General features: G+C 62.3%; 20 protein-coding genes. 8 read left to right on the forward strand and 12 right to left on the reverse strand.

Annotated features, from left to right (window positions below; genetic code table 11):
* Positions 1-14: 14 nt before the first annotated feature.
* The 7 genes from J3P95_RS20310 to J3P95_RS20340 all read right to left on the reverse strand — a co-directional run bounded on the left by J3P95_RS20310 (position 15) and on the right by J3P95_RS20340 (position 8250).
* Positions 15-1025: a chemotaxis response regulator protein-glutamate methylesterase gene (locus J3P95_RS20310; RefSeq protein ID WP_434579925.1), complete on the reverse strand. Its 1011-nt coding sequence runs from the start codon at positions 1023-1025 to the stop codon at positions 15-17.
* Positions 1022-3286, reverse strand: a complete 2265-nt coding sequence (locus J3P95_RS20315) for a hybrid sensor histidine kinase/response regulator (protein WP_434579923.1) — start codon at positions 3284-3286, stop codon at positions 1022-1024. Before J3P95_RS20315 ends, J3P95_RS20310 begins: the two co-directional genes overlap by 4 nt.
* Entirely contained in the window at positions 3283-3954 is a 672-nt protein-coding gene (locus J3P95_RS20320) for a chemotaxis protein CheW (RefSeq protein WP_434579922.1), read from the reverse strand. The genes J3P95_RS20315 and J3P95_RS20320 overlap by 4 nt, the downstream gene beginning before the upstream one ends.
* The gene (locus J3P95_RS20325) at positions 3954-5216 is read right to left on the reverse strand and encodes a CheR family methyltransferase (RefSeq protein WP_434579921.1); all 1263 of its coding nucleotides are present in this window, start codon (positions 5214-5216) and stop codon (positions 3954-3956) included. Before J3P95_RS20325 ends, J3P95_RS20320 begins: the two co-directional genes overlap by 1 nt.
* Positions 5213-5749, reverse strand: a complete 537-nt coding sequence (locus tag J3P95_RS20330; RefSeq protein ID WP_434579919.1) for a chemotaxis protein CheW — start codon at positions 5747-5749, stop codon at positions 5213-5215. The genes J3P95_RS20325 and J3P95_RS20330 overlap by 4 nt, the downstream gene beginning before the upstream one ends.
* A complete protein-coding gene (locus tag J3P95_RS20335; protein WP_434579918.1) occupies positions 5749-7371 on the reverse strand; it encodes a methyl-accepting chemotaxis protein in 1623 nt (540 codons plus the stop codon). The genes J3P95_RS20330 and J3P95_RS20335 overlap by 1 nt, the downstream gene beginning before the upstream one ends.
* A gap of 165 nt (positions 7372-7536) precedes the next feature.
* On the reverse strand, positions 7537-8250 hold the full coding sequence (locus J3P95_RS20340) for a tellurite resistance TerB family protein (protein ID WP_434579916.1): 714 nt from the start codon (positions 8248-8250) through the stop codon (positions 7537-7539).
* Between the two features lie 183 nt (positions 8251-8433).
* On the opposite strand from J3P95_RS20340, the gene J3P95_RS20345 reads away from it, so the two are divergent.
* The 7 genes from J3P95_RS20345 (at position 8434) to J3P95_RS20375 (ending at position 16695) form a co-directional block, all read left to right on the forward strand.
* Positions 8434-9348: a LysR family transcriptional regulator gene (locus J3P95_RS20345; protein ID WP_434579915.1), complete on the forward strand. Its 915-nt coding sequence runs from the start codon at positions 8434-8436 to the stop codon at positions 9346-9348.
* Between the two features lie 97 nt (positions 9349-9445).
* The gene (locus J3P95_RS20350; protein ID WP_434579913.1) at positions 9446-10903 is read left to right on the forward strand and encodes a gamma-aminobutyraldehyde dehydrogenase; all 1458 of its coding nucleotides are present in this window, start codon (positions 9446-9448) and stop codon (positions 10901-10903) included.
* Between the two features lie 136 nt (positions 10904-11039).
* Positions 11040-12191: a putative ABC transporter substrate-binding protein YdcS gene (gene ydcS, locus J3P95_RS20355; RefSeq protein WP_434579911.1), complete on the forward strand. Its 1152-nt coding sequence runs from the start codon at positions 11040-11042 to the stop codon at positions 12189-12191.
* A gap of 232 nt (positions 12192-12423) precedes the next feature.
* Positions 12424-13461 carry an ABC transporter ATP-binding protein gene (locus J3P95_RS20360; protein WP_434579910.1) on the forward strand — a complete coding sequence of 346 codons (1038 nt, stop codon included), beginning with the start codon at positions 12424-12426 and terminating at the stop codon, positions 13459-13461.
* A gap of 1 nt (position 13462) precedes the next feature.
* On the forward strand, positions 13463-14410 hold the full coding sequence (locus tag J3P95_RS20365) for an ABC transporter permease (protein WP_434579908.1): 948 nt from the start codon (positions 13463-13465) through the stop codon (positions 14408-14410).
* A complete protein-coding gene (locus tag J3P95_RS20370) occupies positions 14400-15212 on the forward strand; it encodes an ABC transporter permease (protein ID WP_434558491.1) in 813 nt (270 codons plus the stop codon). The genes J3P95_RS20365 and J3P95_RS20370 overlap by 11 nt, the downstream gene beginning before the upstream one ends.
* Before the next feature lie 58 nt (positions 15213-15270).
* Positions 15271-16695: a gamma-aminobutyraldehyde dehydrogenase gene (locus J3P95_RS20375; RefSeq protein ID WP_434558492.1), complete on the forward strand. Its 1425-nt coding sequence runs from the start codon at positions 15271-15273 to the stop codon at positions 16693-16695.
* Between the two features lie 153 nt (positions 16696-16848).
* On the opposite strand, the gene J3P95_RS20380 is transcribed toward J3P95_RS20375, so the two are convergent.
* The gene (locus tag J3P95_RS20380; RefSeq protein ID WP_434558493.1) at positions 16849-17094 is read right to left on the reverse strand and encodes an AbrB/MazE/SpoVT family DNA-binding domain-containing protein; all 246 of its coding nucleotides are present in this window, start codon (positions 17092-17094) and stop codon (positions 16849-16851) included.
* A 76-nt stretch (positions 17095-17170) separates the two neighbouring features.
* Positions 17171-17356 (reverse strand): hypothetical protein, encoded by a 186-nt coding sequence (locus J3P95_RS20385; protein ID WP_434558494.1) that lies wholly within the window; start codon positions 17354-17356, stop codon positions 17171-17173.
* Between the two features lie 365 nt (positions 17357-17721).
* On the opposite strand from J3P95_RS20385, the gene J3P95_RS20390 reads away from it, so the two are divergent.
* Complete coding sequence (locus J3P95_RS20390) at positions 17722-19347, forward strand: glucan biosynthesis protein D (protein ID WP_434558495.1); 1626 nt, start codon at positions 17722-17724, stop codon at positions 19345-19347.
* A 69-nt stretch (positions 19348-19416) separates the two neighbouring features.
* Here J3P95_RS20390 and J3P95_RS20395 read toward each other — a convergent pair whose 3' ends face one another.
* The 3 genes from J3P95_RS20395 to J3P95_RS20405 all read right to left on the reverse strand — a co-directional run bounded on the left by J3P95_RS20395 (position 19417) and on the right by J3P95_RS20405 (position 23097).
* Positions 19417-20523, reverse strand: a complete 1107-nt coding sequence (locus J3P95_RS20395; protein ID WP_186634855.1) for an NADH:flavin oxidoreductase/NADH oxidase — start codon at positions 20521-20523, stop codon at positions 19417-19419.
* A gap of 204 nt (positions 20524-20727) precedes the next feature.
* On the reverse strand, positions 20728-22437 hold the full coding sequence (recJ, locus tag J3P95_RS20400) for a single-stranded-DNA-specific exonuclease RecJ (protein WP_434579905.1): 1710 nt from the start codon (positions 22435-22437) through the stop codon (positions 20728-20730).
* A 117-nt stretch (positions 22438-22554) separates the two neighbouring features.
* A complete protein-coding gene (locus J3P95_RS20405) occupies positions 22555-23097 on the reverse strand; it encodes a YaeQ family protein (RefSeq protein WP_434579903.1) in 543 nt (180 codons plus the stop codon).
* Positions 23098-23227: the final 130 nt, after the last annotated feature.

Genomic DNA, 23227 nt, shown 5'->3' on the forward strand with positions numbered 1-23227 from the left:
GGTGCGGGGGTTGGTCATTGGGTGAAAATCTCCGCCAAGCGTGGCGCTATTTTATCCAGCGCGAGAATTTGCGCCGCCGCGTCGATGGCAGCCGCCGCCTTCGGCATGCCATACACCGCGCTGCTCTGCTGGTCCTGGGCGATGGTCACGCAGCCTTGCTGGCGCATGAGTTTAAGCCCCTGCGCACCGTCGCGGCCCATGCCGGTGAGCAATACCCCCACCGCATCGCCGTTCCAGTAATGCGCGACACTTTCAAAAAACACATCGATGGAGGGTCGATAGATCTCATTGACCGGCTCGGCGGTGTAGGCAAGCGTGCCGTTTTTCAGCAGGCGCAGATGGTGGTTGGTTCCCGCCAGCAACACCGTGCCGCCTTGCGGCGTCTCGCCATGCCGGGCCAACCGGACGTCCAGGCCCGACACGCCGCTGAGCCATTCGGCCATGCCGGCGGCAAACACTTCGTCCACGTGCTGGACCAGCACAATGGCTGGGGCGAAGTCACGCGGCAGCCCCTTGAGCAGCACTTCCAACGCAGCCGGGCCACCCGCCGACGAGCCGATCGCCACCAGGCTGTTGCGTGACAACGGCGCTCGTTGTGCGGCCGGCATGGCGCGCTCAGCGTTCCCGCGCTCGCCGATCAGCCAGCCGATGTTGGCGATCTTGCGCAACAGCGGTGCCGCGGCGTCCTCCGGCCTGCCGACGCCCAGGGCCGGCGTATCGACCACGTCGAGGGCGCCATGGCCCATTGCCTCGAATACCCGATGGACGTTCTGCTGGCTGTCACCGGTCACGACCACGATGGCGCACGGGGTGTCGGCCATGATCCGCCGCGTCGCTTCCACGCCATCCATGATCGGCATGAACAGGTCCATCAGGATCAGGTCGGGGGTGTATTCGGCGCACCGCTGCACAGCGTCAGCGCCATTGGCGGCCACCCAGACCAACTGATGCGCAGGCTCTAACGCCAGCGCGCGGCGCAGGGCCTCGACCGCCAGGGGCATGTCATTGACGATGGCGATCTTCAAACCCGTGCTCCTCCGATCAATTCGACCACGGCATCCAGCAAGGCGTCGTCGTGAAAACTCGCCTTGGCTAGATAATAGTCGGCCCCGGCGTCGAGGCCACGGCGACGATCTTCTTCGCGATCCTTGTAGGAAACCACCATCACCGGCAGCGACTGCAAGCGGCTGTCGCGTCGCAGCAGCGACACCAACTCGATACCGTCCATGCGTGGCATGTCGATGTCGGTGATGAGCAGGTCGAAATCTTCCGCGCGCAACGCATTCCAGCCGTCCATGCCGTCGACGGCCACGGCCACGTCGTAGCCGCGATTGAGCAACAGCTTGCGCTCCAGCTCACGCACGGTCAGCGAGTCATCGACGACCAGGATCCGCTTGCGCGGCGACTGGGCGTCGCTCCGCCGGGCAATGCGCTCCAGTCGGCCGGCATCGAGCAGCTTCTCCACGGAGCGCAAGAGATCTTCGACATCGACAATCAACACCACCGAGCCGTCGTCCAGCAAGGCGCCGGCGGAAATGTCCTGGACCTTGCCCAGGCGCTCGTCCAGGGGCAGGACCACCAGGGTCCGCTCACCAATGAACCGTTCCACCGCCACGCCATAAATCGCCTCCCGCTCACGGATCACCACGACCTTGAGGGTCTGGTCGCTGTTCGGCGTCGCCGGGCGATTGAGCAGTTGAGTGGCGGCAACCAAGCCGACATGGCGACCTTCGTGCCAGAAATGTTGGCGGCCTTCGACCTGGACGATGTCCTCGGGCGCCAGGTCGCACATGCGTTCGATATGGGCCAAGGGAAATGCGTAGGCTTCGCCGCCGACTCCCACCACCAGGCTGCGCACCACCGAAAGCGTCAGCGGTACTTCAAGGTGGAAACGACTGCCCTGACCAGCCGTCTGCTCCAGCACCACCGCGCCGCGCAACTGCCGGACCATATGCTGGACCGCATCCAGGCCGACACCGCGCCCGGACACTTCGGTCACTTTGTCCCGCAGGCTGAAGCCGGGCAGGAACAGAAACGCCAGCAGCTCTTCTTCACTCAGGCTGGCGGCGGTGTGCTCGGGGGACAGGCCGCGCGCCACGACACTACGGCGTACCCGCTCCAGGTCCACGCCGCCACCGTCGTCCGCCAGTTCCAACACCAGCAGGCCGGCCTGGTGCGAGGCCCGCAGGCGGATCAGGCCTTCGGCGGGTTTGCCGGCCAACACTCGTTGTTCCGGCGTCTCGATGCCATGGTCCACGGCGTTGCGCAGCAAGTGAGTCAGCGGCGCTTCGAGTTTTTCCAGTACGTCGCGATCGACCTGGGTTTTCTCACCCTCGATTTCCAGGCGTACCTGTTTGCCCAGGCTGCGGCCCAGGTCGCGAACCATGCGCGCCTGCCCCGAAAGCACATCGGCAAACGGGCGCATGCGACAGGCCAGCGCTGTGTCGTACAACACTTGCGCCCGCTGGCTGGCCTGCCAGGCGAACTCGTCCAGTTCAGCGATTTTCTGCGCCAGCAATTGCTGGGTCTCGGCCAGCAGGCGCCGGGCATCGCCGAGGGCCTCTTGGGCCTGCAAACTCAGGACGTGGTCCTTGAGGTGCACATTCAAGTCTTCGAAGGCGCGCAGGCCGTTGCCTTGCTGGCGCTTGAGCCGCTGCATGGTCGCCAGCCAAGGCTTGAGGCGCTGGGTTTCCACAAGGGACTTGCTCGACAGGTCCAACAAGCTGTTCAGGCGCCCGGCGGTGACTCGCAAGACCCGTTCGCCCTCTTCGGTGACGCGCTTTTTCTTGGTGGGCGGTCCTACGGGCTCCGTGGGCGCGGGCTCGGCCATTTCGAAAGCAATGGGCTCGGCGGATAGGTCGGCCTTCGGCAACGCGACCGTCGGCGCCGGCGTCGCGGCAGGGTCAAGCAAACGGCCCAACAGTGCGACATAGGCCTCGACGTCTTCGGCGCCGACACTGTTGCCGGGCGTCGCAATACGGGTCAACAGATCAGTGCCTTGCAGCAAGGCATCGATGTGTTCGGCGCGCAACACCAGGCGCCGTTCCTGGGCGCTGACCAGGCAATCTTCCATCACATGAGCCACGCTGACCCCGGCATCGACCCCGACGATCCGCGCGGCACCCTTGAGGGAATGAGCCGCGCGCATGCACGATTCCAGATGGTCGGCCTGGGTCGGATCACGTTCCAGCGCCAGCAGGCCGGCACTCAGCACTTGGGTCTGGGCTTCGGCTTCCAGGCTGAACAGCTCCAGCAGCGAGGCGTCGCGCATCTGGTCGGGGGTCATGACAAGCTCCGGGACACGGCGGACAACAGCTGTTCTTCATCGAGCCAACGCAGGTTACGGCCGTTGTACTGCAACACACCACGGGTGTATTTGCCGGTCGATTGCGAAGCGTTCGCCAGGATACGTTCATCAATGGCATGGATCCCGTCCACCTCATCGACCGGCATCATCACCGGCCCGCCTTGCGCGCCGACGATCAGCATGCGCGGCATGACCCGACCTCCCGAGGGCGCCGCCGAGCCGGGCTCCAGCCCGAGCAAGTCAACCAGCGACAGGCAAGCCACCAAGGCCCCGCGCACATTGGCAACCCCGAGCAAGGCCCGGGAGCGCTGGTGAGGTAACGAATGGATCGGCTGCAACGGCGCCACTTCCACCAGGCTGCGGGTAGCCAGGCCCAGCCACTCTTCGCCCAGGCGGAACATCAGCAGCGAGCGCGTGACGACATCGGCGTCCACCGGGGCATAGGCCAAGTCACGGGCGTCCTGGCGCAGGGCGTAACGGTCGAGCAAACGGGTGGCGGCGGCCGAATACACTGAGCAATTGCGGCAGTGAATATGCTCAACCAGCAGCGGGCAAGACTTGTCGCCGTGAACGCCGATGCGGTTCCAGCAGTCATCGATGGCCTGGGCATCGTCATGGGTCACGTTATAGAAAGCCGAACCGCTCATCATCTACGCTCACTGTCAGCCGCGCGCCCACTGCGTGCCGCGCGCTCCTGCAATCGACGGGCACCGGCCGCGTCTCCCTGGGAAGCCAGCAGCGCCGCCAAGTGCACCAACGCCTCGGCGTGTTGCGGCTCAAGATACAGCGCCTTGCGATAGAAACCCTGGGCCTCGAGTGCACTGCCGGCCATGTCGCTGAGCAAGCCCAGCCAATAGAAGACCTGGGCGTTTGGCGCATGGCTGCCCACGTACTGTTCGCAGGCGGCGCGGGCCTCGGCGCTTTTGCCGCCGTTGGCCAGGGCGGCAATATTGGCCAACAAGGTCGCGGCGTCGCTGCTTTTCGGTGCGGCAATTGGCGTGACCCCGCCAGCAAACGGCCGGGGCCGAATCACCGGCGGAGCGACTCGCGGTGGCGGTTGGCGAATCGGCAGCGGCGTCGGCATCAGGGCCGGCAGCGGTTGCGGCTCCGGCGCGCCCTGGCGGCTGAAGGCAAACGACTGGGCGATGCCGATCGAGCGCATGCCCAGGCGCCCCAACAGACTGCCCTCGGCAGGACCAATGAACAGCACGCCGTCCTCATGGGTCAGGCGCTTGAGAACCGCGAACACTTGCTGCTGGGTCGGCTGGTCGAAATAGATCAGCAGGTTGCGGCAGAACACGAAATCGTAGGGGGCCTCGTTTACCAGCAGGGACGGATCCAGAAGATTTCCCACTTGCAGGCGCACTTGCCCGCGTACACGCTCGTCAAGGCTATAACCGTCCGCTTCGGCACTGAAATAGCGCTCGCGAAAACCCAGGTCGGCGCCACGGAAGGAGTTCCTGCCGTAACGCGCCCCCCTGGCCTTTTCAATCGACAGCGGGCTGACGTCCATCCCATCGACCTTGAATTGATGAGGTCCCAGCCCCGCGTCGAGCAAGGCCATGGCGATCGAGTAGGGTTCTTCGCCGGTGGAGCACGGCAGGCTGAGAATGCGCAGCGCCCGCAGATGCTTGATCTCGGCGAGACGCTGGGTGGCCAGCCGGGCCAACGTGGCGAAGGATTCCGGGTAACGGAAGAACCAGGTCTCCGGGACGATTACCGCTTCGATCAGCGCCTGCTGCTCCTGGGCAGAGTGTTGCAGGGATTGCCAGTATTCGTCGGTGGATCGGCCGGGGACGGCAAGGACACGCTGGCGGACCGCTCGCTCGATAATGGCAGTGCCGACGGACGTGACGTCCAAGCCGATACGCTCCTTGAGGAAGTCGAAAAAACGCTGGTCGCTGTTCATCGCTCTCCCTCGTTGTCATTGAGTTCCAGCGGCGGCGTGGGAAACAGCATCGCGCGAACGGACTCGTCGAGCAAATCGTTAACCCGGACCCATTGCAGCATGCCCTGGGCGTCTTCACGCACCGGGCCGAGGTAAGGTGCCTGGCGATTGTCCAGGCCGTAAGGCTTGAAATCGGCCGGATCACAACGCAACGTATCGGTGGCCTGCTCCAGAATCAAACCCAGTACCTGCGCGGCTTGCTGCGCCTGGTGCCGATAGTGCACCAGTACCAGCCGGGTGCTGGTGCGCGCCTGGGCGTCCTGGCCGAAGGTCAGGGCACAAAGGTCGATCACCGGCACGACAACGCCGCGCCAGGCAAACACCCCCGCCACCCAGGACGGCGCCCGGGCGATCGGCTTGAGCGACAAACGCGGCAATACTTCCACCACGTCGGTGGCCTGCAAGGCGTAGCGCTCGTTTCCGATACAAAACACCAGGAACAGCGTTTGCCGGGCCGCCGGAGCGGCGCCAGATCGGGCTTCGAACTCACCCATCAGACTTTGAAGCGCGAGACGCCGCTGCGCAGCCCCACGGCCACCTGGCTGAGCTCATCAATGGCAGAACTGGCCTGGCGCAGGGAGTCCACGGTCTGGCTGCTGGCATCGCCCAGTTGCACCAGGGCGTGGTTGATCTGCTCGGCGCCGGTGGCCTGGGCCTGCATCCCCTCGTTGACCATCAATACCCGGGGCGCCAACGCCTGGACCTGATGAATGATCTGCGAGAGTTGCTCGCCGATCTGCTGCACCTCGGCCATCCCGCGGCGCACTTCTTCGGAGAACTTGTCCATGCCCATCACGCCCGCCGAAACGGCGGACTGGATCTCGCGGACCATTTGCTCGATGTCGTAGGTGGCAACCGCGGTCTGGTCGGCCAGGCGGCGGACTTCGGTGGCGACCACGGCGAAACCGCGTCCGTATTCGCCGGCCTTCTCGGCCTCGATGGCAGCGTTGAGCGACAGCAGGTTGGTTTGGTCGGCGACCTTGACGATGGTCACCACCACCTGATTGATGTTGCCGGCCTTCTCATTGAGGATCGCCAGCTTGGCGTTTACAAGATCGGCCGCGCCCATCACCGAGTGCATGGTTTCTTCCATGCGCGCCAGGCCCTGCTGGCCTGAGCCGGCAGCGACCGAGGCCTGGTCGGCGGCGCTGGAAACTTCGGTCATGGTGCGGACCAGATCGCGGGACGTGGCGGCAATTTCCCGGGAGGTTGCGCCGATCTCAGTGGTGGTCGCGGCGGTTTCGGTGGCGGTGGCTTGTTGCTGCCGGGAAGTGGCGGCGATCTCGGTCACCGAGGTGGTGACCTGCACCGAGGAACGCTGGGCCTGGGACACCAGCGACGTCAGCTCGGCCATCATGTCGTTGAAGCCAGTCTCCACGGCGCCGAATTCATCTTTGCGCGCCAGGTCCAGGCGCCCGCTCAGGTCGCCGCTGCGCATGACATCGAGAATCTCCACGATGCGCGTCATGGGCGCCATGATTGCGCGCATCAGCAACAGGCCGCAAAGCACAGCCACGAGCACCGCGACGACAAATGACAGGCCCATGGCGACCTCCGCCGCCGTCACCGCGCGGCCAATGGTCTGGGTGGCTTGTTCGGCCAGCTCGCGATTGCGTTCGATGATCTGGTTCAAGTGCACACGGCCGTCGAGCCATGCCGGCGTCAGCTCTTTTTCCAACGCCAGCCGCGCGCCTTCGTAGTCATTGCGCTGGTACAGGTCCAGCACCTTTGCCAAGGCCTTGTTGAAGTCCTGGTGATTGACCTCGAATTCGTCGAACGAAGCCTGGTCGGCCGGGTCCTGGATCAACTTCTGATAGTTCTGGATTTCTTCGCGCAGATGCTGCTCGTACCCCTGATAGAGCGCCTTGTCCTCAGCGGTTATTTCGCGCTGGCCGGAAAGGCCGACGAGCTGCTGAGTCTTGACGTAACTGTCGACCCAGCCGCCTCGGATCATGGAACTGAAATAAACCCCTGGGACGGCGTCGGTACGCACTTCCTGTTCGCTGGCCTCGATCTTCAACAACCGCGAATACGTGACCACTACCATCAGCAACATGATGGCGATGATCACTGCAAAACTCGCCAGGATGCGTTGGCGCAACGTCCAGTTCTTCACAGTAAAACCTCGGGGCACTTTGAATTGCCGGGAGTATAGCCGAGGGCAATGGTACGTCTGCATGGCGGCTGGGGGAGATTTTTGGCCGCCCTTGTCTTGATAGCTGGCGCACCTGTGGCGAGCAAGCTTGCTCCCTCGCCACAGGGATATCAGGTTGGGACTGATCTATATAGTCGCCTGCCGCACCTGCTTCTCCAACTCCGCTTTCAACCCTGGCTCGAGCTTCAACTGCCGCGCCAGTTCGTCGAGGTAGGATTTCTCCATGAAATTTTCTTCGTCCACCAGCATTACGCTGGCGATGTACATTTCGGCGGCGATTTCCGGTGTGCTTGCCGCCCGGGCGACGTCACTGGGATCCAGCGGCTTGTTGAGTTCAGCGTGCAGCCAGTGCTGCAGTTCCTGGTCGCTGTCGAGCTTGGTGAATTCGCCCTCAATCAACTGCCGTTCGCGCTCGTCTACATGGCCGTCGGCCTTGGCCGCCGCGACCAGGGCCTTGAGGATCGCCTGGCTGTGCTGCTCGACTTGCGCCGGCGGGACGCGGTCCAGGGTCTGCGGTTCGGTTTTCGGTGCTGTGCCCTGTTGGGCCTGCCAGTTGCCATAAGCCTTGTATGCAATGACGCCCAACGCAGCCAGGCCGCCATAGGCCAGTGCCTTGCCGCCGAAGTTGCGGGCTTTCTTGTTGCCCAGCAGCAAGCCCATGGCCCCGGCTGCCAACGCCCCGCCACCCGCGCCGGAGAGCATTCCGCCCAGGTTGCCGGAACCACCACCGAGCAATCCGCCCAACCCGCCGGACGACTTGCCCTGGGATCCGCCAGCCTTGTTCTGCAACATTTCCTGGCCGGACTTGAGTAACTGATCGAGCAATCCACGGGTGTTCATTTGTCGCCTCCACGCATTCGGTTAACCGGATCATAAGGCCCCCAGCCTAGATCGAAAGTGCCCGGCGTCCTCGGCGACTTTGCTTCGAGATGTTGCCTGATAGGTTCCAGTCGATCCGCAGCCATTCGATAAACACGATATATACTCCAAGACATCGATAAATTCGCGTGCCGGTACTCAACCATGATGACCCTGCGTCAAATCCGTCACTTCATCGCCGTGGCCGAGACTGGGTCAATTTCCGCCGCCGCGCAAACGGCGTTCATTTCCCAGTCGACGCTGACCCTGGCCATCCAGCAGCTGGAGGAAGACATCGGCGTCAGCCTGTTCAGCCGCCACGCCAAGGGCATGACCCTGACCCACCAGGGGCATCAATTCCTGCGCCAGGCCCACCTGATCCTTGCTACCGTCGACAACGCCAAGCGCAGCCTGCAGCAGAGCACCGACCAGGTCGCCGGCCAAGTCACCATCGGCGTGACCAGCCTCGTTGCCGGGTATTACCTGGCAGACCTGCTGACCCGTTTCCAGCGCGCCTATCCCAACGTGGCGATTCGCGTGATGGAAGACGAGCGCCCGTATATCGAGCATTTGCTGGTCAGCGGAGAAATCGACGTCGGCGTGTTGATCCTGTCGAACCTGGAAGATCGCCACGCGCTGCAGACTGAAGTGCTGACCCACTCTCCCCACCGCTTGTGGCTGCCGGCCCAGCATCCGTTGCTCGAGCACGACAGCATCCACCTGTCGGACGTGGCCCGCGAGCCGCTGATCCAATTGAATGTCGACGAAATGGATCGCAACGCGCAACGCCTGTGGCGCGGCGCCGGCCTGCAACCGAACATCACGCTGCGCACCGCGTCTACCGAAGCAGTGCGCAGCCTGGTGGCGGCCGGGCTGGGCGTGTCGATCCAACCGGACATGACCTATCGCCCCTGGTCACTGGAAGGCGACATTATCGAGGCCCGGCCAATTGCCGACCTCAACCAGACCCTCGACGTCGGCCTGGCCTGGCGCCGAGGCACCGCGCGGCCGGCGTCGGTCGACCCGTTCCTGGCGGTCGCGAGGGAACAGCGTCCCGGCGGGCGCAAGCCATCTATTTAATCGAATGCAGCCTTGAGTATTTAGAATTTGTCGTCCGCCGGACTGCGCACTAGTCTTGCTGCATCCTCTAGGCCACTGACAAAAAGAGAAATCGACAATGGCTGGCACGCAGACCCCGTTGTGTACCGCGTTGCTGATTGACGGCGAAAGCGTGCCCGGCGAGGGCTTTGTCGAACCAATCCTCAACCCCGCCACCGGTGAAACGCTGGCGCACATTGCCGAGGCCAGCACCGAACAGGTCGAAGCCGCGATCCATGCCGCCCATTGCGCCTTCGACGGCTGGTCGCGCACCACCCCACAGCTGCGCTCAAACCTGCTGCTGGACATTGCCAGCGCGATCGAGAAAAACGCCGATTACCTGGCCCGCCTCGAATCCTTGAACTGCGGCAAGCCGCTGCACTTGGCACGCCAGGATGACCTGAGCGCCACGGTGGATGTGTTCCGGTTCTTTGCCGGCGCGGTACGCTGCCAGACCGGCCAACTGAGCGGCGAATACCTGCCCGGCTACACCAGCATGGTGCGTCGCGATCCGATTGGCGTGGTCGCCTCCATCGCGCCGTGGAATTACCCGATCATGATGGCGGCCTGGAAAATCGCCCCCGCCCTGGCCGCCGGTAACACCTTGGTCTTCAAGCCGTCGGAGCATACGCCGTTGACGATCCTGGCCCTGGCGCCATTATTGGCCGAGATCCTGCCGCGCGGCGTCATCAACATTATCTGCGGCGGCGGCGAAGGTGTCGGCAGCCATCTGGTCAGCCATCCCAAGGTACGCATGGTTTCGTTGACGGGCGATATCGTCACCGGGCAGAAGATCCTCCAGGCCGCCGCCAAGACCCTCAAGCGCACGCACCTGGAACTGGGCGGCAAGGCTCCGGTGATTGTCTGTGACGATGCGGACTTGCAAGCGGTGGTCGAAGGCGTGCGCACCTACGGTTACTACAACGCCGGGCAGGATTGCACCGCGGCATGCCGGATCTACGCCCAGGCGGGGATCCACGACCGTCTGGTGGCCGAGCTCGGCGCGGCGGTCGGCAGCCTGCGTTTTGCCGGCAAGCGCGATGTCGACAATGAGATCGGCCCGCTGATCAGCATCCGCCAGCGCGACCGCGTCGCCAGTTTTGTCGAGCGCGCCCTCGGCCAGCCGCACATCGAACGCGTCACGGGTGCGGCGGTGCATTCCGGCGCCGGCTTCTTTTATCAGCCGACGCTGTTGGCCGGTTGCAAGCAAAACGATGAAATCGTCCAGCGCGAAGTATTCGGCCCGGTGGTCACAGTGACTCGCTTCGACGAGCTCAGCCAGGCGGTGGACTGGGCCAACGACTCGGAATACGGCCTGGCCTCCTCCGTCTGGACCCATAACCTCGACAAGGCGATGCAAGTGGCCGCGCGACTGCAATACGGCTGCACCTGGATCAACAGCCATTTCATGCTGGTCAGCGAAATGCCCCATGGCGGCCTGAAACGCTCGGGCTATGGGAAAGACCTGTCGAGCGATTCGCTCCAGGACTACAGCGTGGTGCGCCATATCATGGCCCGGCATAGCCGGGAGCTTTGAGCTACAAGCTACAAGCCCTGCGCTACCTGCCTTTGCTTGCAGCTTGCCGCTCGAAGCTTGCAGCTAAGCTAAAACAATAACCAGCGACACGTTCTCGAAACCTGCCCCGACCATAATTAAAGCAAGAGGGATTTCCATGTACGCGCACAAGACCGCATTGCTCAGTGCAATCACCACGGCGCTGCTGACCAGCGTCAGCCTCCAGGCCGCCGAACCGCTCAAGGCGGTTGGCGCTGGCGAAGGCCAACTGGATATCGTCGCCTGGCCGGGCTACATCGAGCGCGGTGAAAGCGACAAGGCCTACGATTGGGTGACCGGCTTCGAGAAGGAAACAGGTTGCAAGGTCAACGTGAAGACTGCCGCGACGTCCGATGAAATGGTCAGCCTGATGAGCAAGGGCGGCTACGACCTGGTCACCGCCTCCGGCGACGCCTCCTTGCGACTGATTGCCGGCAAACGCGTGCAGCCGATCAACACCGCGCTGATCGCCAATTGGAAAAACCTCGACCCGCGTCTCAAGGATGCGCCGTGGTACGTGGTCAACCAGCAGACCTACGGCACCCCGTACCAATGGGGCCCGAACGTGCTGATGTACAACACCGAGGTGTTCAAGCAGGCACCGACCAGCTGGAGTGTGCTGTTCGAGGCGCAGAACCTGCCTGACGGCAAGCCGAACAAGGGACGCGTACAAGCCTACGACGGCCCGATCTATATCGCCGATGCGGCGCTCTACCTCAAGACCGCCAAGCCTGAATTGGGCATCAAGGACCCGTACCAGCTCGACGAAGCCCAGTACAAGGCCGTGCTGGAGTTGCTGCGGGCCCAGCATCCGTTGATCCACCGCTATTGGCATGACACCACCGTGCAGATGAGTGACTTCAAGAACGAAGGCGTGATGGCGTCCGGCGCGTGGCCCTATCAGGTCAACGGCCTGATCAACGAGAAACAGCCGATTGCCTCGACCGTTCCCAAGGAAGGCGCCACCGGCTGGGCTGATACCACGATGCTGCACGCCGAGGCCAAGCACCCCAACTGCGCGTACAAATGGATGGACTGGTCGCTGCAACCCAAAGTCCAGGGCGACGTATCCGCCTGGTTCGGCTCCTTGCCGGCCGTACCGGCGGCGTGCAAAGGCAGCGAACTGCTAGGCGCCGAAGGCTGCAAGACCAACGGCTTCGACCAGTTCGACAAGATCGCCTTCTGGAAAACCCCACAGGCTGAGGGTGGCAAGTTCGTGCCGTACAGCCGCTGGACCCAGGATTACATTGCGATCATGGGTGGACGCTAAGTCGCAGTCACCTGTTTGGACCGGGGGGACATGGTTAACCCTGTGGCGAGGGAGCTTGCTCCCGCTGGCGCGCGCAGCACGCCCAAAACCGACCGACGCGGTATGACCTGCCCACCGCATCGGCTGGTTTTGGGGTGGCTGCGCCACCCAGCGGGAGCAAGCTCCCTCGCCACGGGACCGCGTTCCAACCGTTGCGATTTCATGCCCGCCCCGCTTTCTGGAGCACCGCACCATGACGCTTGCAGTCCAGTTCACCCACGTTTCCCGTCAGTTCGGCGATGTGAAGGCCGTTGACCAGGTCTCCATCGACATTCAGGACGGCGAGTTCTTTTCCATGCTGGGACCGTCCGGTTCCGGCAAGACCACCTGCCTGCGGCTGATCGCCGGGTTCGAGCAGCCCAGCGCCGGTTCGATCCGCATCCACGGCGAGGAAGCCGTGGGGCTCGCGCCCTATCAGCGGGACGTCAACACGGTTTTCCAGGACTACGCCCTGTTCCCCCACATGAACGTGCGCGACAACGTCGCCTATGGCCTGAAGGTCAAAGGCGTCGCCAAGGCCGAACGCATCAAGCGCGCCGACGAAGCATTGGAGATGGTTGCCCTGGACGGCTACGGCCAGCGCAAGCCGGTGCAACTCTCGGGCGGCCAACGTCAACGCGTCGCCCTGGCCCGCGCGCTGGTCAACCGCCCGCGCGTCCTGCTACTGGATGAGCCCTTGGGCGCCCTCGACCTGAAGCTGCGCGAACAGATGCAGAGCGAATTGAAGAAACTCCAACGGCAGCTGGGCATCACCTTCATTTTTGTCACCCATGACCAGACCGAAGCGTTGTCGATGTCCGATCGCGTCGCGGTGTTCAACAAGGGCCGCATCGAACAGGTCGATACGCCGCGCAACCTGTACATGCGGCCGGCCACCACCTTCGTCGCCGAATTCGTCGGCACCTCCAACGTGATTCGTGGCGAACTGGCCCGGCAACTGAGCGGGCACCCGCAGCCGTTCTCGATCCGCCCGGAACATGTGCGCTTTGCCGAAGGCCCGCTGGCCGGGCATGAAATCGAAGTCAGCGGCCTGCTCCATGACATCCAATACCAAGGCAGTGCGACGCGCTACGAGCTGACGCTGGAGACCGGCCAGACGCTCAGCCTCAGCCAGGCCAATACCCAATGGAACGACAACAGCGCCCAGCACCAGACCGGCCAACCGATCACGGTACGCTGGGCGCGTGAGGCGATGGTCGCCCTGCACGACACCGTTGGCGGCGAGGCCTGAAATGAACACCGTGGCCATCACTCAAACGCCCGCGCACGGCTCGCCGTTACGCCGTTTTTCCAACCTGCTGTACCGACGGCCCAACCTCTACCTGTCGATGTTGCTGGTGCCACCGCTGATCTGGTTCGGCGCGATCTACCTGGGTTCGCTGCTGACTTTGCTTTGGCAGGGTTTCTACACCTTCGACGACTTCACCATGGCGGTCACGCCGGACCTGACCCTGGCGAACTTTTCGGCGCTGTTCCAGCCGTCGAATTTCGACATCATTGCGCGAACGTTGACCATGGCAATCGCGGTGTCCATCGCCAGCGCCATCGTCGCTTTCCCGATCGCCTATTACATGGCGCGCTACACCAGCGGCAAGACCAAGGCGTTTTTCTACATCGCGGTGATGCTGCCGATGTGGGCCAGCTACATCGTCAAGGCCTATGCCTGGACATTGCTGTTGGCCAAGGGCGGCGTGGCGCAGTGGTTTGTCCAGCACCTGGGCCTGGGGCCGGTGTTGCAGTTCGTGCTGGGGATTCCCGGCGTGGGTGGCAGCACCTTGTCCACTTCGCATCTGGGGCGCTTCCTGGTGTTCGTCTACATCTGGCTGCCGTTCATGATCCTGCCGATCCAAGCGTCGCTGGAACGTTTGCCTCCGTCGCTGCTGCAAGCCTCGGCGGACCTGGGCGCCAGGCCACGCCAGACGTTCACGCAGGTGATCCTGCCGCTGTCGATCCCAGGCATCGCCGCGGGCTCGATCTTCACGTTTTCGCTGACCCTGGGGGATTTCATCGTGCCGCAACTGGTGGGCCCGCCGGGCTACTTCGTCGGCAGCATGGTCTACGCCCAGCAAGGGGCCATCGGCAACATGCCCATGGCGGCGGCGTTCACGCTGGTGCCTATCGTGCTGATCGCCATCTACTTATCCATCGTCAAGCGACTGGGGGCTTTCGATGCACTCTGACTCTCGGGCCTCGTGGGGCTTGCGGATCGCGGCATGGGGCGGGCTGGTGTTCCTGCACTTTCCGATCCTGATCATCTTTCTCTACGCCTTCAATACCGAAGACGCGGCGTTCAGCTTCCCCCCCAAGGGCTTGACCCTGAAGTGGTTCAGCATCGCCTTCTCGCGACCGGACGTGCTGGAGGCGATCAAATTGTCCTTGCAGGTCGCGGCCGTCGCCACGCTGATTGCCATGGTCCTCGGTACGCTCGCCTCGGCGGCGCTGTATCGTCGGGACTTCTTCGGCAAACAAGGCATTTCGCTGATGCTGATCCTGCCGATTGCCTTGCCGGGGATTATCACCGGCATCGCCCTGCTGGCTACGTTCAAGACCTTGGGCATCGAACCCGGCTTTTTCACCATCATCGTCGGCCATGCGACCTTCTGCGTGGTGATCGTCTACAACAACGTCATCGCCCGACTGCGCCGCACTTCCCACAGCCTGATCGAGGCATCGATGGACCTGGGCGCCGACGGCTGGCAGACCTTTCGCTACATCATCTTGCCTAACCTGGGGTCGGCGTTGCTGGCAGGCGGGATGCTGGCGTTTGCCTTGTCGTTCGATGAAATCATTGTCACCACCTTCACCGCCGGCCATGAGCGCACGCTGCCGCTCTGGTTGCTCAACCAGCTCAGCCGCCCCCGCGACGTGCCGGTGACCAACGTGGTGGCCATGCTGGTGATGCTGGTCACGATGCTGCCGATACTCGGCGCCTATTACCTGACCCGCGGGGGTGAGAGCGTGGCGGGGAGCGGCGGTAAATGAATGCCACTGTGAAACCGGCCCCCACGGGGTTACAAACCAGACTCAAGAGGACATGGACATGCAAACCAAACTGCTGATCAACGGCCATCTGGTCAACGGCGAAGGCCCCGGCCAGGCGGTATTCAACCCGGCACTGGGGCGGGTGCTGGTGGAAATCAACGAAGCCAGCGAAGCCCAGGTCGATGCCGCCGTGCGCGCCGCCGACAGCGCCTTCGAATCCTGGTCGCAAGTGGCGCCCAAGGACCGCTCCCTGCTACTGCTCAAGTTGGCCGATGCCATCGAAGCCAACGGCGAAGAACTGGCGAAGCTGGAGTCGGATAACTGCGGCAAGCCCTTGAGCGCCGCACTGAATGACGAGATTCCAGCGATTGCCGACGTGTTCCGTTTTTTCGCTGGTGCCAGCCGCTGCATGAACGGTTCGGCGGGAGGCGAATACCTGCCGGGGCACACCTCGATGATCCGTCGAGACCCGGTGGGCGTGATTGCCTCCATCGCACCGTGGAACTATCCGCTGATGATGGTCGCCTGGAAGATCGCCCCAGCCTTGGCCGCCGGCAATACCGTGGTGCTCAAACCGTCGGAACAGACCCCATTGACCGCCCTGCGCCTGGCGGAGCTGGCGTCGGAAATTTTCCCCGCCGGCGTGCTCAACGTGATCTTCGGCCGTGGGCAAACCGTCGGCAACCCGCTGGTCACCCACCCGAAGGTGCGCATGGTGTCACTGACCGGATCTATCGCCACCGGCTCGAACATCATTTCCAGCACCTGCGACAGCGTCAAACGCATGCACATGGAACTGGGCGGCAAGGCCCCGGTGATCATTTTCGACGACGCCGACATTGACGCGGCCGTGGAAGGCATCCGCACCTTCGGCTTCTACAACGCCGGCCAGGACTGCACCGCCGCCTGCCGCATCTATGCCCAGCAAGGCATCTATGACCAGTTCGTCGAAAAGCTCGGCGCCGCGGTGGGTGGCATCAAGTGCGGCCTGCAAACCGCATCCGACACCCAGATGGGTCCGCTGATCACGGCCCAGCATCGCGACCGCGTGGCCGGATTCGTCGAACGGGCCATCGCCCAACCACACATTCGCCTGATCACCGGCGGCAAGGCCATCGACGGCAACGGCTTTTTCTTCGAACCGACCGTGCTGGCCGACGCCCAGCAGGACGACGAAATCGTCCGTCGGGAGGTTTTCGGCCCGGTGGTGTCCGTCACGCCATTCGTCGACGAAGCACAGGTCCTGGCCTGGGCCAACGATTCGGACTACGGCCTGGCCTCATCGGTGTGGACCGCTGACATCGGTCGCGCCCATCGCCTGTCGGCACGTTTGCAATACGGCTGCACGTGGGTGAACACCCATTTCATGCTGGTCAGCGAAATGCCCCATGGCGGTCAGAAACGTTCCGGTTATGGCAAGGACATGTCCATGTACGGGCTGGAGGATTACACGGTGGTGCGGCATGTGATGTTCAAGCATTGAGTCAACGCCCATTGAAGGTACACCACGACCAACGGGGTCGTATTGGTCGTGGTGAAGCGTATCTCAGGATGGCACTACCAACTCGACCGAAGGAAAATAACTTCGGATCATCTTCCAGCACATCAATCAAGACATTGGTATCGACCAATATCATCAGTCGTCCCCACGCAATAACGCCATTAGATCATCTGTACGCCATTTGATGTCCGCCTTGCCACGGACAGCGTCAAAACGATCGCTGGCGGACGCCTCGGCTGTCCCAGGCTTACCTGCATGCAGCACCACTTCGCCTCGCGCATTGATGCTGAACTCAACTGCACAACCAGGAATCAAGTGGAGTGCGTCGCGGATGGGCTTGGGGATGGTGACTTGTCCTTTACTGGTCATAGTCGTCGGCATTGTATTTCCTCGAAGTGAAAAACCTACCCGTGAGTAGGAAAACCGAAAGCCGTTTGTACGCAGTTGAAGTCACTGTTCAAAACCGCGAAACACTGCGCATCGCATCCACCAAGTAACGCATGGCGATCCGGTCGTTTTCCGACAGCTCCCGATAACGTTCGACCAGCCTCAGTTCTTCCAGGCTGAGTCGTCGTGTCCTGCGCCCATTGATCAGGCCTGGAAAGATTCCCAGCATTTCGGTAATGCCCTGTATTTTCGTCATAAGCGTTGTCCTTCTGTACTCGAATTGGCCTGATAGCGCCCCGTGATCCGGGGTTGACGCGGTCTATCCACGTTAAGAATAGGGAGGATTCGAAGCGTGAGAAGGGAGTTTTAGAGTAATTAGTCAAAAAAATCCAAAATCCTCCGGAAAAAAAGAAATATCTGTAAGAAAGTTTGACCAAACCACCCTTTTCCTTTTTCTCCCGACCAGCAATTCCCCTATGATTTTGCGCCTCGGTGAACCGATCCAGCTCTCAGGCATCTGTTCTTACGTTCGTCGCGTTTGGCCAAAGGCATGTCCGAACTCCCTTATCAATTGCCGCGGCCAGGATCGGCTGGGGATTGTTTCGAGAAAAGGTTGTATTTATGCACCGCAGGAATCTGCTAAAGGCCTCCATGGCCTTCGCCGCCTACACCGGGCTTTCAGCCTCTGGACTCATGGCTGCACGAGCCTGGGCAGCCGATCAGGCGGCCGACGGCGAAGCCCGGCCCTTCGATTTCAACGGGCTGAAAGACCAGGCCCGGAAATTGGCCGCGAGCCGCTACGTCGACACCAAGCAAGTCTTGCCGCCGACCTTGGCCCAGATGTCGCCCCTGCAATTCAATGCCATCCAGTACGACGTCAACCATTCGTTGTGGAATGCGCTGGACGGTCAACTGGACGTGCAGTTCTTCCATGTCGGCATGGGCTTCAAGCAACCGGTGCGCATGTACAGCGTCGATCCGAAGACCCGCATGGCCCGCGAGGTGCATTTCCGCCCGGAGCTGTTCAATTACGAAAAGACCACGGTCAACACCTCGCAACTGACCGGTGACCTGGGCTTCGCCGGGTTCCGGGCCTTCAAGGCTCCAGAGCTGGATCGGCACGATATCGTTTCATTCCTGGGCGCCAGTTATTTCCGCGCCGTGGATGAGAGCGGACAGTACGGGTTGTCAGCCCGCGGCTTGGCCATCGATACCTACGCAAAGAAACGCGAGGAATTCCCGGACTTCACCAAGTTCTGGTTCGAAACCCCGGACAAGAACAGCACGCGTTTTGTGGTCTACGCCCTGCTCGATTCGCCCAGCGCCACGGGTGCCTATCGGTTTGATATCGATTGCCAGCCGACCCGGGTCGTCATGGAAATCGATGCCCACGTCAACGCCCGTACCGCCATCGAGCAACTGGGCATCGCGCCGATGACCAGCATGTTCAGCTGCGGCACGGTCGAGCGACGCATGTGCGACACCATTCACCCGCAAATCCACGACTCCGACCGGTTGGCCATGTGGCGCGGCAACGGCGAATGGGTCTGCCGTCCGCTGAATAACCCCGCCACCCTGCAATTCAACGCCTTCGCCGACAAGAACCCGAAAGGCTTTGGCCTGGTGCAGACCGATCATGACTTCGACAGCTACCAGGACACCGTGGACTGGTACAGCAAACGCCCAAGCCTGTGGGTCGAGCCCACCACGGCCTGGGGCGAAGGCTCTATCGATCTGCTGGAAATTCCTACCACCGGCGAAACCCTCGACAACATCGTTGCCTTCTGGACGCCGAAGAAACCTGTCGCTGCCGGCGATTCGCTGAATTATGGCTACAAGCTCTATTGGAGCGCGCTGCCACCGGTGAGCACGGACCTGGCGCGAGTGGACGCTACACGTTCTGGCATGGGCGGCTTCATCGAAGGCTGGGCGCCCGGCGAGCATTACCCAACCGTCTGGGCACGACGTTTCGCCGTGGACTTCACCGGCGGCGGCATCGATCAATTGCCTCCGGGCACTGGCATCGAACCGGTGGTGACCTGCTCCCATGGCGAAGTGAAGGACTTCAACGTGTTGGTGCTGGATGCGATCAAGGGCTACCGCATCACCTTCGACTGGTACCCGACCGACGACCGCGTGGATCCTGTAGAAATGCGCCTGTTTATCCGCACCAAAGACCGCACCCTGAGCGAAACCTGGTTGTACCAGTACTTCCCGCCAGCCCCGGATAAACGTAAATACCCTTAAGCACGCACTACACCCCAGATAAACAAAAGCCCCGGCCAGACCAACCGGGGCTTTTGTCTTATCGAGCACTCAGTCGCGCAAATCCGACTCATGGATCGGCTGGTCCCGATGCGTGGCCCGCTGGTACTGCGCAGGCCAGGTGGCCTTGCGTCCGCCCAGGTCATCATCGGCATGCAGAGCCCAATAGGGATCGCGCAACAATTCGCGGGCCAGGAAGATGATGTCGGCCTGGCAGGTGCGCAGAATGTGTTCGGCCTGGGCCGGTTCGGTAATCATGCCCACGGTACCGGTAGCGATTTCCGACTCCTTGCGCACCCGCTCGGCGAAGCGCGTCTGATAGCCAGGGCCGGTGGGGATTTCCGCGTTCGCCGCGGTACCGCCCGACGACACGTCGATCAGGTCCACCCCCAATATTCTGAAGCGCCGCGCCAGTTCGACGGTTTCATCCGGGTTCCAACCGTCTTCCACCCAGTCGGTGGCAGAGACGCGGACGAACACCGGAAGTTCTTCAGGCCATACGGCCCGGACCGCTTCGGTGACTTGTAGCACCAACCGAATTCGATTTTCGAAAGATCCGCCGTATTGATCTCGGCGCTGGTTGCTCAAGGGCGACAGGAACTGATGCAGCAAATAACCATGGGCGGCGTGGACCTCGACAACCTTGAAACCGGCCGTCAGGGCGCGTTTGGCCGCGTCCACGAACGCCTGGATGACATCGGCGATCTGCCCTTCATCCAGCTGGGTCGGCGGGGTGTGCTGCGGATCGAAGGCAATAGGCGATGGGCCAACCGGAACCCAGCCGCCCTCCTCGGGCTTGACGCTGCCATGCTTGCCCAACCAGGGGCGCCAGGTACTGGCCTTGCGGCCAGCGTGGGCCAGTTGAATGCCCGGCACCGCACCTTGGGCGGTGATGAAACGAGTGATGCGTTGCAAGGGTTCGATCTGTTCGTCGTTCCACAACCCCAGGTCCTGGGCCGTGATACGGCCGTCGGCAGTGACGGCGGTAGCTTCGGTGAACACCAGGCCGGCGCCACCCACGGCGCGGCTGCCGAGGTGCACCAGATGCCAGTCATTGGCCAAGCCATCGGCGCTCGAATACTGGCACATCGGCGATACCGCGATGCGATTGGGCAGGGTCAATTGGCGAAGGGTATAGGGTTCCAGCAGCAGACTCATGGGGCACCTCTCGAATCAGTGGGCAGGCTCCAGGGTTCTGTTTGAAAAGTCGACGAGTGACAAAGGATGCAACACCCGCCCCCGCGGGCAAAAAATTCGACAAGACGTCACAAGGGCTATCAAGCAGTGCTTAGAGACTAGTCGACAACCGGGGATGAGGAAGGGTTCCGGGGCAAAAACCCGGTCTCAAGGCCTGCCTGCGTACTACCGCGGCTCGATATGGGCAATCATCAACTGCACCGTTTCCTGGCCGCGGAATTCGTTGAGGTCAAGCTTGTAGGCCAGTTCCACCCAGCGCACGGTGGGGTTTGGCCAGATCTCGCGGTCGATGCCGAACGCGATGCCATCGAGCTTCACCGAACCGCACTCGCTCTTGAGCACGACCTTCAGGTGCCGTTCGCCCACCACTCGCTGCTCGACCAACTGGAACACGCCATGAAACATCGGCTCCGGAAAATGCTGGCCCCAGGGGCCGGCGTGGCGCAGTGCCCGGGCCAGTTCCAGGTGGAATTCTTCCACCGCGAGGGTGCCGTCCGACAGGAGCCTTCCGGTCAAGTCTCCTTCGCGCAGTTGCCTACGTACTTCAGCGTCAAAAGCCTCGGCGAACAAGGGAAAGTTCGCCTCGGGCAGCGTCAGTCCCGCCGCCATGGCATGACCGCCGTACTTGCTGATCAACGTCGGATGTTGCGCCGCGACGACGCTCAGCGCATCGCGAATATGAAAGCCCGGCACCGAGCGGCCCGAGCCCTTGAGCAGGCCATCCCCGGCATCCGCGAAGGCAATGGTCGGACGGAAATAACGCTCTTTCATGCGCGACGCGAGGATACCGATGACGCCTTGGTGCCATTGCGGGTCGAACAGGCACAAGCCGAAGGGCATCGATTCCACCGGCAGGTCCTTGAGCTGGGCCAACGCTTCGCGCTGCATGCCCTGTTCGATGGACTTGCGGTCCTGGTTCATGCCATCCAGTTGCGCCGCCATGTCCCGCGCCAGCGCCGGGTCGTCGGTGAGCAGGCATTCGATCCCCAGGCTCATGTCATCGAGTCGCCCCGCCGCGTTCAACCGCGGGCCGAGAATGAAACCCAGGTCCGTAGAAGTCATTCGCGAAGCGTCGCGCTTGGCCACTTCCAGGATGGCCTTGATCCCTGGGCGGGCGCGCCCGGCGCGAATACGCTCAAGGCCCTGATGCACCAGGATCCGATTGTTCGCGTCCAGCGGCACCACGTCGGCGACGCTACCCAACGCCACCAGATCCAACAGCTCGCCAATGTTCGGCTGAGGTGTGCTGGCGTACCAGCCCAGGCTGCGCAGGCGAGCCCGCAGAGCCATCAATACATAAAAAATCACCCCGACGCCCGCCAATGCCTTGCTCGGGAATTGGCAACCGGGTTGGTTCGGGTTGACGATGGCGTCGGCCGCTGGCAATTCGAGACCCGGCAAGTGGTGGTCGGTCACCAGCACCTTGAGGCCCGCCGCTTTAGCCGCCACCACGCCTTCCACGCTGGAAATGCCGTTGTCCACGGTGATCAACAATTGCGGCTCGCGTGTCAGGGCGACTTCGACGATTTCCGGCGTCAATCCATAGCCATACTCGAAGCGATTGGGCACCAGATAATCGACGTGGGCCGCACCGAGCAGGCGCAACCCGAGCATGCCCACCGTGCTGGCCGTCGCGCCATCGGCGTCGAAGTCCCCGACGATCAGGATGCGCTGGCGTTGCTCGAGCGCTACCACCAGCAGATCCACCGCGGCATCGATCCCCTTGAGCTGCTGATAAGGAATCAGGCGCGCCAGGCTCTTGTCCAGCTCAGCCTCGGACTGCACGCCACGGGCGGCGTACAGACGGGTCAACAAGGGCGGCAGGTCGCCAAGAAATGGCAGGGTGTCGGGCAGTTTGCGGGATTCTATGCGCATGGGGTGACGGACATTTCTCTATTTTCGGGATCCTGGACTGCGGCGAGGGCGCTGCGCACCCAAGCGGGAGCAAGCTCCCTCGCCACAATGAAATTCACTCGCTACCGCGTCAATGGCTCAACCGCGTTCGCCCGACAGCCACTGCAGCTGGACTTCATGCTGGCCACGGTCGTCGGTCACGAAAATCGTCCCTTCGCTGATCATCACGTCCCACTTGATGACCCGGGGCATGTCCTTGGCCAGGGTTTCAAGAACCTCTTGGGGGACGGCAGCGATGTTCACATTCTTCAGGTTTTTCACCGCCGGGATCACCTTGCCTTCCCAGACCCGCAGGCTGCCGTAGGCCAGCAGGCTGGTGCGCTCGGTACGACGCGAACACCAGGTCAGGCGATCGGCATCCGGCTGGCCGACTTCGATCCAGTGCAAGACACGGTCATCCAGGCTTTTTTCCCACAGCGCAGGTTCATCGACGTCCGACAGCCCACGACCAAACGACAGCTGCTCGTTGTACCAGAACGCATAGGCCAACAGGCGCACGGTCATACGTTCTTCGGTTTCCGAAGGGTGGCGGGCGATGGTCTGCTTCACACTTTCGTACACACTGCGGTCGAGGTCGGTGAGGTTCAGTTCAAACTTATAGGTCGTGGACGGCTGGGCCATGAACGGGCTTCTTGATACGAGGAAAGGCGGCAAGTCTAACCGATGAGAAGGGCAATCCACGAATTGCCGACCATCAACCTGCGGCGACTGACCTTGACCTATGATAAAAGCCTCTATTCGTTCTGCCTTT

This window comes from Pseudomonas sp. Z5-35 (assembly GCF_051131945.1).
In the GTDB taxonomy this organism is placed as follows: domain Bacteria; phylum Pseudomonadota; class Gammaproteobacteria; order Pseudomonadales; family Pseudomonadaceae; genus Aquipseudomonas; species Aquipseudomonas marvdashtae.